Annotated in this window: 14 protein-coding genes; 8 read left to right on the forward strand and 6 right to left on the reverse strand. The window is 68.7% G+C overall.

All coding sequences use genetic code 11. From position 1 onward, the window contains the following. Positions 1-5: 5 nt before the first annotated feature. From ACWGE0_RS38580 to ACWGE0_RS38595, 4 genes are all read right to left on the reverse strand, one after another. Positions 6-422 carry a hypothetical protein gene (locus tag ACWGE0_RS38580; protein ID WP_452265822.1) on the reverse strand — a complete coding sequence of 139 codons (417 nt, stop codon included), beginning with the start codon at positions 420-422 and terminating at the stop codon, positions 6-8. A gap of 81 nt (positions 423-503) precedes the next feature. Beyond that, on the reverse strand, positions 504-1637 hold the full coding sequence (locus tag ACWGE0_RS38585) for a BMP family lipoprotein (RefSeq protein WP_452265836.1): 1134 nt from the start codon (positions 1635-1637) through the stop codon (positions 504-506). 115 nt (positions 1638-1752) lie between these two features. After that, a complete protein-coding gene (locus ACWGE0_RS38590) occupies positions 1753-2106 on the reverse strand; it encodes an STAS domain-containing protein (protein ID WP_452265823.1) in 354 nt (117 codons plus the stop codon). A 1-nt stretch (position 2107) separates the two neighbouring features. Further along, on the reverse strand, positions 2108-2725 hold the full coding sequence (locus ACWGE0_RS38595; RefSeq protein ID WP_452265824.1) for a DsbA family oxidoreductase: 618 nt from the start codon (positions 2723-2725) through the stop codon (positions 2108-2110). Positions 2726-2798: 73 nt separating this feature from the next. Between ACWGE0_RS38595 and mrf the strand changes: the two genes are divergently transcribed. Together mrf and ACWGE0_RS38605 are read left to right on the forward strand one after the other, a co-directional pair. Beyond that, positions 2799-3887, forward strand: coding sequence for a ribosome hibernation factor-recruiting GTPase MRF (gene mrf / locus ACWGE0_RS38600; RefSeq protein ID WP_452265825.1), 1089 nt, complete (start codon positions 2799-2801; stop codon positions 3885-3887). Beyond that, positions 3887-5035, forward strand: coding sequence for a GTP-binding protein (locus ACWGE0_RS38605; protein ID WP_452265826.1), 1149 nt, complete (start codon positions 3887-3889; stop codon positions 5033-5035). Before mrf ends, ACWGE0_RS38605 begins: the two co-directional genes overlap by 1 nt. Here ACWGE0_RS38605 and ACWGE0_RS38610 read toward each other — a convergent pair. Continuing rightward, positions 5005-5472: a MarR family winged helix-turn-helix transcriptional regulator gene (locus tag ACWGE0_RS38610; protein ID WP_452265827.1), complete on the reverse strand. Its 468-nt coding sequence runs from the start codon at positions 5470-5472 to the stop codon at positions 5005-5007. The genes ACWGE0_RS38605 and ACWGE0_RS38610 overlap by 31 nt on opposite strands. A gap of 109 nt (positions 5473-5581) precedes the next feature. Here ACWGE0_RS38610 and ACWGE0_RS38615 point away from each other — a divergent pair, with 109 nt between their 5' ends. From ACWGE0_RS38615 to ACWGE0_RS38635, 5 genes are all read left to right on the forward strand, one after another. Next, complete coding sequence (locus ACWGE0_RS38615) at positions 5582-6751, forward strand: FAD-dependent monooxygenase (RefSeq protein ID WP_452265828.1); 1170 nt, start codon at positions 5582-5584, stop codon at positions 6749-6751. A gap of 9 nt (positions 6752-6760) precedes the next feature. Then, positions 6761-7591 (forward strand): PhzF family phenazine biosynthesis protein, encoded by an 831-nt coding sequence (locus ACWGE0_RS38620; RefSeq protein WP_452265829.1) that lies wholly within the window; start codon positions 6761-6763, stop codon positions 7589-7591. A gap of 95 nt (positions 7592-7686) precedes the next feature. Beyond that, positions 7687-9150: a PP2C family protein-serine/threonine phosphatase gene (locus tag ACWGE0_RS38625; protein WP_452265830.1), complete on the forward strand. Its 1464-nt coding sequence runs from the start codon at positions 7687-7689 to the stop codon at positions 9148-9150. Further along, entirely contained in the window at positions 9147-10160 is a 1014-nt protein-coding gene (locus ACWGE0_RS38630; RefSeq protein WP_452265831.1) for a cobalamin B12-binding domain-containing protein, read from the forward strand. The genes ACWGE0_RS38625 and ACWGE0_RS38630 overlap by 4 nt, the downstream gene beginning before the upstream one ends. A 121-nt stretch (positions 10161-10281) precedes the next feature. Continuing rightward, positions 10282-11067, forward strand: coding sequence for an MHYT domain-containing protein (locus tag ACWGE0_RS38635; protein ID WP_452265832.1), 786 nt, complete (start codon positions 10282-10284; stop codon positions 11065-11067). A gap of 9 nt (positions 11068-11076) precedes the next feature. Here ACWGE0_RS38635 and ACWGE0_RS38640 read toward each other — a convergent pair whose 3' ends face one another. Further along, positions 11077-11745 carry a DUF1345 domain-containing protein gene (locus ACWGE0_RS38640; RefSeq protein ID WP_452265833.1) on the reverse strand — a complete coding sequence of 223 codons (669 nt, stop codon included), beginning with the start codon at positions 11743-11745 and terminating at the stop codon, positions 11077-11079. A gap of 190 nt (positions 11746-11935) precedes the next feature. Here ACWGE0_RS38640 and ACWGE0_RS38645 point away from each other — a divergent pair, with 190 nt between their 5' ends. Then, positions 11936-12289 (forward strand): hypothetical protein, encoded by a 354-nt coding sequence (locus ACWGE0_RS38645; RefSeq protein ID WP_452265834.1) that lies wholly within the window; start codon positions 11936-11938, stop codon positions 12287-12289. Positions 12290-12432: the final 143 nt, after the last annotated feature.

Raw genomic sequence — 12432 nt, forward strand, 5'->3', positions numbered from 1 at the left:
GATGTTCACAACATCCGAACTCGACGAGACGGGATCACCAGGATCAGCGAGATCACGACGAGCAGCGACAGCAACACGAGGTTCAGCACCTGATCCCGCGGCTCGTACATGTGCAGCATCGTCAGGTGGTAGGCGAAGTGCAGGACGTTGAACACGAGCAGAGCGGCGCCGACCAACTGCGCGACCATCGGCTTCGAGACGTTGGCCAGCGCTACCAGGGCCAGCACGGTGAACGCCAGGTAGGCCGCGCCCACGTCCTTGGCGAAGTGCTCGTTGTACGGGCCGAGCTGCGGCAGCCACCGCAGTCCGAGCCCCGGGAAGTTCGCGTACCAGGACTCCGTGGCGAAGTAGGCGTAGAACCCGACGTACACCGACGTCAACGCGATGAACGCCAGGCAGATCCGGTCAAGCAGCAGTTTCATGCCATGCAGACGAACTGCGAAACCGATACGTGACAGCAGAGGCCGGCCGCGCACCCGCGCGACCGGCCCCCGAGCACCGGACTACGGGCGGTCCGACACCTTGATCTTGCCCTCGATGATCTGGGCCTTGTAGCCCTCGAGAATGCCCTGCAGCTTCGCGTCGACCTTGCCACCCGACGTGGCGTAGCCGACACCGTCCACCTTGAGGTCGAAGACCTTCGGCAGCGACGCGAGGTCGTTCTTGGCCGCGGCGCGGAAGAAGTCGAACACCGCGACGTCGACGCGCTTGAGGCTGGACGCGACGATGACGTCCCGGTTGTTCGCGAGCGCCGGCTGGTTGTACTGGTCGGCGTCACACCCGATCGCCAGCACGCCCGCCTGCTTCGCCGCGGCGAAGACACCGAGGCCGGACGAGCCCGCGGCGGGGTAGACGATGTCGGCGCCCTTGTCGATCAGGCCCTTCGCGGCCTCCTGACCCTTCGGCGGGTCCTGGAAGCCGGTGAAGTCACCGGCCGGGGTGATGTACTTCTTGTCGATCTTGACCTTAGGCGCGGCGGTCTTCGCGCCCTGGTTGTAGCCCGCCTCGAACTTGTGGATCAACGGGATGTCCACGCCGCCGACGAAGCCGACGTGGCAGTTCTTGCTCTGGTACGCGGCGACGACGCCCGCCAGGAACGAGCCTTCCTGCTCGGCGAACACCAGCGGCGTGACGTTGGCCGCGCCCTCCACCGCCGAGTCGACCAGGCCGAACTTGACGTTCGGGAACTGCGGCGCGACGACCTTCATCGACTCGGTGTAGGCGAAACCCACGCCGATGATCGGGTTGAACCCCTCGGACGCCAGCTGACGCAGCCGGCCCTGTTTGGCGGCCTCGTCCTCGTTCGGGGCGGCGGAGACCTCGCGGGCGTTCTCCTTCTTGATCCCCATCTCCTTGGTGGCCCGCTCGAACCCGGCGGCGGCGAGGTCGTTGAACGACGCGTCGCCGCGGCCACCGATGTCGTAGGCCAGACCGATCTTCAGCGCGCTCCCGTCGACCTTCTCGCCGTTGGCGGCGCTGGTGGTCGAGGTGGCGGGCGCACTGGGCGGCGCCGCGAACTCGCACCCCGCACCGGCGGCGTTGGTCGTCCCGGTGGTGCCCCTGCCCGAGTCCTTCGCGCAGGCGCTCACCACCATGAGGCTGGTCAGCGCGATCGCGGCAACGGCGGTGCCACGCAGATGACGGCGCAAAGCAAGTCTCCTTCCCCCTGAGGCTTCTCAGGGGGAAAAGCTACCTCTCACCGCGATCGTTTGGGACGGCCGTTCACCAACTGGGAACGGAGTTCGGCTGGAGTTAACGCCCCGCGAGTGCCTCTGACAGGCTGAAGTACAGCTCCAGCGTCTCGTTCAGCGTGGTGGCCCGCAACGCGCGCAACACACTTCCCGCCGGAGTCACCAGACGCAACGGCGTACCGCGTTCCTCGCCGAGCAGGTGGTACTCCACGAGCACGGACAGACCAGCGGACGCGAAGAAAGCGACGTCGCTGAGATCCAGCACCACCGGCAGTCCTGCACTGAACGCCGTGGACAGCTTGTCGCGCAACAGGTCTGCCGAGTAGGAGTCGACTTCACCCTCGGCTCGCAGCACGACGGCGGCGTCGAGCTTCTCCGAGTCCACCTTCAACGGCGGTGCGGTGCCCTCGTCCACGTCAGGCCTCCCAGGCTTGGTTCAGCGCACGCTCGAACAGTTCGGCCGGCTGAGCACCGGCGACGGCAAGACGTTCGTCGATTACCACGAACGGGACGCCGGTAACACCGAGGTCGCGAGCGCGTTGCTCATCAGCACGCACAGCGTCGGCGTGCACGGCGGGATCGTCCAGAACAGCACGGATGTCGGCAGGATCGAGACCGGCCTCGGTGGCGATCCCGGTCAGCGAGTCCGCGGTGAACAACGACCGCGCCTGGCCGAAGTTGGCGTGCAGCACGGCGTTGAGGAGTTCCGGCTGGAGGCCGCGCTCCCCCGCCCGGTGCAGCAGCCGGTGCACGTCGAAGGTGTTGCCCACCTCGCGGTCGATCCGGTACTCGAGACCCTCGTCGCGCGCGAGCTGGGCGACGGAGTCCTCCATCTCGCTCGCGCGCGGGCCGAACTTGGCGGCGAGCATGTCCTGCACCGGTTCGACGGTGTCTCTGCCGGGATCCAACTCGAAGGCGCGGTGCACCACGGTGATCTCGGCGCCGTGCTCGAACTTGGCGAGCGCCTGCTCGAAACGCGCCTTGCCGATGTAGCACCACGGGCAGATGACGTCAGCCCAGAACTCGACCTGCATTGTTCGATCATGTCACGTCACCGGATCAGCCTCTCTTCAGAAACGATAATCGTTGTCATGTACGCTGCGACCCATGGCAGCGCGGGTCGTTCTGGTAGCGGGGTTCACGCCCCACGACGTGGCGGATGAGCTCTGGCGGGCGGCACCGGAGTCGGTGCTGGTCAGGCACGACCTGGGCGGCCTCGCCGACGGAGTGGTGCGACGCTGGGTGGACGGCAGGCTCACCGTGCTGGAACTCACGCACGGATGCGTGTCCTGCACGCTGCGCCTGGACCTCGTCCCCCTGCTCCTGGAGCTGGACGGACCGGTGATCGTGCACCTGGACCCGGTGCTCGAACCGGAGGCCGTCTGCTTCGCGCTGAGCGAGACCGACGTGCGGATCGACGCCGTGGTGACGGTGATCGACAGCGCGACCTGGCTCGCCGACGCGACCGGCACCGACTCGCTCGCCGACCGGGGCATGCGCGCGGCCGAGGGCGACGAGCGGTCCGTGGCGCAGGTCGTGGTCGGGCAGGCGGAGTTCGCCGACGCGCTGGTGCTGACCGGCGACAGCGACCCGGCGCTGGCGGCGGTGCTCGACCGGCTCTCCCCGCGGGCACCCCGGCAGAAGCTGGACGAACTGGACGTCAGCGCGTTGCTCACGGCGATTCCCGCCGCCGCACGACGTGGCGAGGTCGACGACGGCTTCGGCCCGTTGTTGTACGGGCAACCGCCACTGGAACCGGCGCACGGCGTGTCCGTCATCCACTTCACCGAACGGCGACCGTTCCACCCCATGCGGTTGCACGACTCCATCGACGTGCTGCTCGACGGCGTGGTGCGCGCGCGTGGCCGGGTGTGGCTGGCCAGCCAGCCCGACGAGGCGCTGTGGCTCGAGTCCGCGGGCGGCGGGTTGCGGGTGGGCAACCTCGGTCCCTGGCTCGCGGCGATCGACGACTGGGCGGAGGCCGGCGACGACCGGCGCGCGGCCGCCTCGCTGCGGTGGGACCCGTACTACGGCGACCGCGACCAGGAGATCGTCGTGATCACCAGGTTCGCCGACCCCGAGGAGATCGTCGCGGCACTGCGGGCGGCGCTCGTCACCGACGAGGAGCTCGCGCTGATCGCCGAGCTCGACTTCGCCGACCCGTTCGCGGACTGGCACGAGGAGATGGAACTCTGATGCGCACCCCGGTGACCGTGCTGTCCGGCTTTCTGGGCTCCGGCAAGACGACGCTGCTCAACCACGTGCTCGCCAACCGCGACGGCAGGCGGGTCGCGGTGATCGTGAACGACATGAGCGAGGTCAACATCGACGCCGCGCTGGTCGCCGGTCAGGGCACGCTCGACCGCACCACCGAGCGGCTGGTCGAGCTCACCAACGGCTGCATCTGCTGCACGTTGCGGGAGGACCTGCTCGACAGCGTGGGCGAGCTGGCGCGCTCCGGCCGGTTCGACACGATCCTGATCGAGTCCACCGGCATCTCGGAGCCGATGCCGGTCGCGGCGACGTTCGACTGGACCTTCGACGACGGCACGAGCCTCTCCGACCACGCGCGGCTCGACACGATGGTGACACTGGTGGACGCGGCGGGTTTCCTGCGCGAACTGACCACCGGCGACCAGCTGGCCGAACGCGACCTGGCCGCGGCCGACGGCGACGAGCGCACGATCTCGGACCTGCTCGTGGACCAGGTCGAGTTCGCCGACGTGCTGGTGGTGAACAAGACCGACCTCGTCACGCCCGCGGAGCTCGCACGCCTCGACGCCGTGCTGCGACGGCTCAACCCGTCCGCCCGGATGCTGCACGCGCTGAACGGCGTCATCGACCTGTCCGAGGTGCTCGACACCGGCCGCTACGACCCGATCACCGCCGCGCAGGCACCTGGCTGGGCCCAGGAGCTCGCGGGCGGGCACACCCCGGAGACCGAGGAGTACGGGATCAGGTCGGTCACCTACCGCGCGTCCAGGCCGTTCCACCCCGCCCGTCTCGTGGAGGCGCTGACGGACTGGGAAGGAGTGGTGCGCAGCAAGGGTTTCTGCCACATCGCCACCCGGCCGAACGTGCTGGCCGTGTGGTCACAGGCCGGACCCAACCTGGCGTTCGAGCCCGGCGAGCTGCTCGACGAGCCCAGGGCCCGGCAGGAGCTGGTGTTCATCGGGGTCGGTCTCGACGTCGGCGAACCGGCCCGCCGCCTCGATCCCGCGCTGCTCACCGACGCCGAACTGGCGGCAGGCCCGCGGGCGTGGCTGGCGTTCGAGGATCCGTTGCCGGAGTGGGACTTCAGCGACCTGCACGATCACGGGCCGAGGTCCGCGACCTTCGCCTGAAGATCGTCCACGAACCGGCTGAGCAGGCGGCCGAACGTGCGCTGGTCCTCCTCTGACCAGTCGGCCACCGCGCCGGTGAACCAGCCGAGGATCGCCTCCAGGTAACGCCCGGCCGCCGCCGCACCGTTCTCCGTCAGCTCGATCAGACGAGCGCGCTGGTCGTCCGGATCGGTGACGCGGTGGACCAGGCCGGCCCGCTCCAGTTCGTGCAGGTGCCGCGTGACGTGCGGGCCGACCACCTGCATCCGTGCGGCGATCTCCCCCACCCGCAACGGCCGGTCGGCCATCCGCAGGGTGATCAGCACGGTCATGGCCGGACGGTCCAGCGCGATGCCCACGTGCTCCATCGCCCGCTCGACCAGCTGGCTGCGGTTGAGCACGGTGCCCAGCTGCATCAGGTGCGGCAGCACTGCCGCGGGATCCAGGCCCTCGCTCATCTCACACCTTACTTACCTAACTTAGGTATATGCTTGCCTCAGTCACGCGCAACCGTAGCGATCATCGCGATCTCAAAAAGGATACCTAAGTTAGTTAAGTGGAGGCACCATGAGCACCGTCCTGATCTCCGGCGCCAGCATCGCCGGACCCGCGCTCGCGTTCTGGCTGCGGCACCACGGCTTCGACGTCACCGTCGTGGAGAAGTCGCACACGCTGCGCGGCGGCGGCTACCCCATCGACATCCGCGGCACCGCGCTCGGCGTGGCCGACCGGATGGGCCTGCTCCCCCGGTTGCGGGACGCCCACGTGAACACCCGCCGGATCACGTTCCTCAACGCCGACGGCAGCCTCGTCGCGTCGATCCGGCCCGAGTCGATCTCCGGTGGCGACGGCAGCGACCTGGAGGTCCGCCGCGGCGACCTCGCGGAGATCCTCTACGACACCGTGCGCGACGACGTGGAGTTCCTCTTCGACAACACCATCGTCGCGATGGACGACCACTCGGGCGGCGTGGACGTGACGTTCCGCAGCGGTCTTCAGCGCACCTATGACCTCGTGATCGGCGCGGATGGGCTGCACTCGGCGGTGCGCGCGCTGACGTTCGGCCCGGAGGAGCAGTTCCACCGTTATCTCGGCTACTGCTTCGCGGGCTTCACGCTGCCGAACCACCTCGGTCTCGCGCAGGAGGGGTTGATGTGGAACGAACCTGGCCGAGCCGCCGCGCTGTACGCGGTGGGCGAGCACGAGAGCGTGCACGGTTTTCTGAGTTTCACCCGCGCCGAGGCACCGTTCGGCGCGTTCCGCGACCCGGAGGCGCAGCGCGATCTGGTCGCGGAGGTGTTCGCCGGCGACGGGTGGGAGGTGCCGGGGATGGTCAAGGCGATGCAGGCGGCCGACGACCTGTTCTTCGACACGGTCAGCCAGATCCGCATGCCGCGCTGGTCGGCCGGACGCGTCGCGCTGGTCGGGGACGCCGCGTACGCCCCGTCGTTCCTCACCGGGCAGGGGTCGAGCCTCGCGCTGGTCGGCGCCTACCTGCTGGCGGGCCACCTGGCCGCGGCAACGGAGCACACGGCGGCGTTCGAGGCGTACGAACGCGACGCCCGGCCGTTCGTCGAGGCGAACCAGGGCCTGGTCGACGTGGGCAACGCCGAACTGTTCCCCGGCACCGCCGAGGCACTGGCTGCTCGCAACGCCGCCCTGCGCGAACGCACCACGATGCCCGCCGAGGCCGGGCGGCCCGAGCACTCCGCGTTGACGCTGCCCGACTTCGACTAACTTGGCTGCATGCGGACGTTCAGCCAGGTCGACGTGTTCACCGACGAGTTGACGAAGGGCAACGCGCTCGCGGTCGTGCACGACGCTGAAGGCCTCACCACCGAGGAGATGGCGGCGTTCGCGAACTGGACGAACCTGGCCGAGACCACGTTCCTGCTCCCGCCTGGGAACCCCGCCGCCGACTACCGGGTCAGGATCTTCACGATCAGCCGCGAGCTGCCGTTCGCGGGCCACCCGACGCTCGGCTCGGCCCACGCGTGGCTCGCCGCGGGGCACACCCCGCGCGACCCCGGGCTGCTGGTGCAGGAATGCGGTGCGGGGCTGGTGGAAGTGCGGCGCGACGGCTCACGGCTGGCGTTCGCCGCGCCACCGCTCGTGCGCAGCGGCCCGGTCGAGCACGCCGCCCTGGCCACGGCGCTGGCGATCACGCCGGAGGAGATCGCCGGCGCCCAGTGGGCAGACAACGGGCCGGGCTGGGTCGCGGTGCTGCTGCACTCCGCCGAGGCGGTGCTCGCGGTGGAACCCGACTACGCCCGGTTCGGCGAGTTCAGGGGAATCGGTGTGGTCGGGCCGCATCGCGACGGCGGGGAGGCCGCGTTCGAAGTGCGGGCGTTCATCAACGAGGGCAACCGGTTCGAGGAGGACCCGGTGACGGGCAGCCTCAACGCAGCGATCGCACAGTGGCTCATCCCCGCCGGCATCGCCCAGCGGCAGTACGTCGCCGCCCAGGGCACCAGGCTGGGCCGCCGGGGGCGAATCCACCTCTCCCAGAGCGAGGACGGCCGGATCTGGGTCGGCGGGAACGCGGTTTCCGGCATTACCGGCCAAGTGGCCCTGTGAGCTGCGAGGACGACATCTTCTCGTGGACCGCGCTACCCACGACACGAGGGCTTCAAACGTTGTTCTTGATCGCTAACGAATGAGAACATCTGTTCGTGGTCGCGGTTTCCAGCTGGTTGCGGTCGCCGTGCCCCGCACTCGTCGTCGACGCCGCCGGTGCTGTGCACGGCATGAACGACGCAGCCAAATCCATTTTTCCGCAGCAGGTCGTCCCCCTGCCGCGATGGCGGCACGGCGAGTCCGTGGGCATCGCCGAGCGCAGCTATGCCGCGCACCGGGTCGACAACGAGGACGGCTCGGTCACCTGGTGGCTGCTCGACGAGACGGACCTGCGACTGGAACGGGAGCGGGCCGCGTTGCTCACGCGGATGTCCAACGCCCTGATGACGTCGCTCAACCCCGAGCGATGCATGACCGTCGTGGCCGAACTGGCCGCCACGCACCTCGCGGACGAGGCGCTGGTGATCGCGCCGCAGTCGAACCACGGCCATCCCGTCACGCGGTGCGTCCGAGGTGAAGCAGCGACGTACGAGTTGCAGCACATCAACGTCGAGGAGGTCGTGGGCCTCAGCGAGGCGTTGCGCGGCTTCCCGCCCGTGCCGTCGCGGTGGATCGACCCGGCGGTGGCGCCGGAGTGGCTCGCCAAGGACGGTGTGTCGATCGTCGTGACACCGTTGCCCGGTCATGGTGTGCCGGCCGGTGCGTTGATCCTCGTGCGGCGGGACAAGGCGTTCAGCGAGGACGAAGAGTCGTTCGCGCGGCTGTTCGCCTCCCGTGCGGGCGTCGCGATGTCGGCCGCGCACCTGTTCACCCAGCAGGCCGTGATCACGGAACGGTTGACCAGGGACCTGCTGCCGCCGACGCTGCGCCGTTACGACCGCGTCGAGCTGGCCGGTCGCTACCGCGCGGCCGCCGACACCGAACGCGTCGGCGGCGACTTCTACGACGTGCACGAACTTCCCGGCGACGAACTGTTCGTCGTGCTCGGCGACGTCTGCGGCAAGGGACTCGACGCGGCCGCGCAGACCGGCAAGGTCCGCACCGCGCTGCACGCGCTGCTGCAGGTGGTGACCGACCACGACCAGATGCTGCAGGCCCTCAACCAGGCGCTGCTCAGCTCGGACCAGTCCCGCTTCATCACCACCGTCGTCGGCACCGTCCGTCCCGTCGACGGGGGCCTGCGCGTGACGCTGACCGGCGGCGGGCACCTGCCGCCGCTGATCGTGCGGGCCGGCGGAACGGTCGAGGTGGCGCACACCCGCGGCACGCTCGTCGGCATCCTGCCGGAGATCACGACGACGACCGACGAGGTCGTGCTGGCGCCCGGCGACTCGTGCCTGCTCTACACCGACGGCATCACCGAGGCCTGCGGTGGCCCGCTGGGCGACGAGGAGTTCGGCGAGGACCGCCTGCGCCGCGCGCTGACGGCCTGCGGCGGCATGCCGGCCGAGGCTCTGGTCGAGCACGTGCACATGCTGGCGGCGCAGTGGGTCGGCGCCGGCGTCCACGACGACATGGCGGTGCTCGCGATCACCGCCCCGCGCAGGAGGTCCGCGTGAAGGCTGTCGACGCCCTGTGGGAGGCCGTGCTCGACCGGGACGAGCAGCGCGCGACCGACGTGGTGCTCGCGGCCGCCGGCGACCTCGGTCACGAGACCGTGTTGCTCGACGTGGTCGGCGCGGTGCAACAGCGGGTCGGCCGGGAGTGGGCCGCGAACCGGATCAGCGTGGCGCAGGAACACGCGATCACCGCGATCAACGAGCGCGCGGTCGCCGCGTTGTCGATCACCAGGCCCCGCCGCGCACCCGTGCACGGGCGCGTGACAGTGGCCTGTGTGGACGGCGAGTGGCACGCGTTGCCCGCACGGTTGCTGGCGGAAGTGTTGTCGTTGCGCGGTTTCGCCGTCGACTACCTGGGCGCGCAGGTGCCGGCACCGCACCTCATCACGTACCTGCACCGGACCAATCCGGACGTCGTGGCGCTGTCCAGTTCCATCGCCACCCGGCTGCCGGCCGCACACGCCACGATGACGGCGTGCCAGGCGACTGGCGTGCCGGTGATGGTGGGCGGCGCGGCGTTCGGTGCGGACGGCGGGCACGCGCGGCGGTTCGGCGCGAACGCGTGGGCCGCCGACGCCCGGTCCGCCGCGGACATGCTGCTGTCCCAAACGATTCCGGTGCCGAACGCTCCACATCAGCCGATCGACGACCTGCCGCACCTCGCCGACCAGGAGTACACACTGGTGAAGCGCAGCTCGGGCGAACTGGTGCGGTCGGTGTACCGCGGGCTCGAGGAACGGCTGCCCGCCATGCGGTCCTACAGCGACGAACAACGGCAACACACGGCCGAAGACCTCGCGCACATCGTGGATTTCCTTGCTACCGCTCTGTATGTCGACGATGACGCACTGTTCCGGACGTTCCTGTCGTGGACCGGCGAAGTCCTCAACGCGCGCGGCGTGCCCGCTCAGGTGCTGGAGCCGGCGCTGGACCTGCTCGCCGCGCAACTGCGGGACTTCCCGCGCGCACAACGGATGCTGGCCCAGCCGGACAGGTTGCTCTCCGTATGAGTGTCTGAGATATGCGACAGCCCTATCACCGCTGATCGAACCCGCGCGGCTCGATCTTGCCGCAGGTCAGTGTCCACACGGGCCTTGCAACCCATAGATTTGAAATGTTTTCATCTCGCGCATGGACATGGGGACATTCACGCCGCTCACAGCCTATGTAGTGGCGTGCATCGGGTCCGCTCTCGGTCTCCTGTCCGCCGAGCGCGCACGGCACGCGAACAGGACGACCCGCAATTGGTGGCTGTCGGTCGCCGCGGTGTCGATCGGCGGGCTCGGCATCTGGGGCATGCACTTCACCGCGATGCTCGGCACCTGGATGGGCGCGACCGTCTCCTACGACATCCCCATCACGTTGCTGAGCATGGTCGTCGCCATCGTGGTCGTCGGCATAGGACTGTTCGTGGTCCGCCGGTACGGAATCAACGGAGACACCCGCGTCTGGCCGCTCATCGCGGGCGGGCTGGTCACCGGCCTCGGCGTCGCCGCGATGCACTACACCGGCATGTCCGCGATCGTGATGAGCGCCGAGGTCAGCTACGACCCCCTCATCGTGACGCTGTCCATCGTGATCGCCGTCGTCGCCGCGACCGTCGCGCTGTGGTTCACGAGGAAGGTCAGCGGACCCGTCGCCGTCCTCGGCGCGTCCCTCGTGATGGGACTGGCCGTCACCGGCATGCACTACACCGGCATGTCCGCCATGAGCATGGCGCACGACCACACCGCCGCGGTCGTCATCAGCAACTCGCAGGACCTGATCACGTCGTTGATCATCGGCGGGGCCGGCTTCAGCGTGCTCATCATCTTCCTGCTCGCCCTCACGTCCTCCGACGAGGAAGGCCGCGAGGACGCCGAACTGCTCGACCGCGTCCTGCGCCGCACCGAGGCACGCCGGTCCGACCAGTTCTGAGCCACCGACTCACTGGCTGCTGATGCTCGCGACCAGGTTGATCGTCGTGGCCAGCACACCGGTGCCGAAGAGGTAGGACAACAGGGCGTGCTTCAACGCCGTCCGCCGCATCTCCCGCCCGGACAGGCTGGTGTCCGACACCTGGAACGTCACCCCGATGCTGAACGCGACGTACGCGAAGTCGCCGTAGTCCGGCGGCTCCTCCTGGTTGAAGTCCACGCCACCGTCCGACCCCGCGTAGTAAAGCCGTGCGTACCGAAGCGTGAAAATCGTGTGCACCACCATCCACGACAACACGACCGACAACACACCGAGCCCGACCCGCAGCAGTTCGGACGAGCCACTGGTGTGCGCGGCACGAGCCAGCACGAAACCCACCGACACCAGACTCGCCAGCGCGGCCACGATCAGCACGACCTCGGCCACCCGGCGCGTCGGGTCGTTGCGAACTGCGTGCTGCGCGGTCTCCTCGGCGTCCATCGGCCAGATCACCAGCCACGCCCGCACGAGGTAGACCAGCGTGGCGACGTCCCAGCCGACCAGCGGGCCGAACTCGGCGTGGCCGCTCAGCGTGACGGCCAGACCGCTGACGAGACCCGCGGCCACCGCGACCACGACCTTGGTCCGGTCCAGGACGAAGGCGTCGGTCGGCGGTCGGGACGGAAGATCATCCGGCATGCGGGCGAAGGTACTCCAGCCGAATCCGAACGGCCTGGGCTCCGTCCGGCTGTTGCTGATCACCGTTCCGGGTGATGTGAGGTGAACCACAGGCCTTCAGTTCATTCCTGGGGCTGACCCACGACCTAAACGGAGTGAACGCCTACGCGGGATGCAGCAGTGGCCCGGAGGCTCGAGTCGGATGGATGCAATGGGCACGGGTAAGCACGATGACGGCGATTCACAGGACCCGACCACGGTTGTCGGGCTGCTTTACCGAGTGGTGGACAAACCTCACCGCGTGATCGGCTTGGCGTGTGTTTCAGCGCTGCCGTGCGGAATCATTGTGCAAGCCACCAGCTCCACGACGGTCATGGGCGTCAGCCCGGGCTGGATCGGCGCCTCGGTGAGCGTGGCCTCAGCGCTGGGGTTTGGGCTCGCACGCGGCGTGCGTGAAATTCGCAACCGGCACGCCCGCAAATTGCAGAAGCTCGCAGCGCTCGTGGTCGCCGAACTGGCCCAAGAGCGAAGCCCTGAAGATGCGAGCGCTCACGACCACCAGTGAAGTGCCGGTTCTGAATCTCCGTCGTACCTGATGGCGGGGGGGGGGGTGGGGGGGGGAGGAGGGGGGCACGCGCGGATAGATGAAATAGAAAACAAACAACCCAACCAAAGAAAAAACATAAAAAGGAAGATGGAGTATTAATG

The sequence above is a fragment of the Lentzea sp. NPDC054927 genome, from assembly GCF_053610285.1.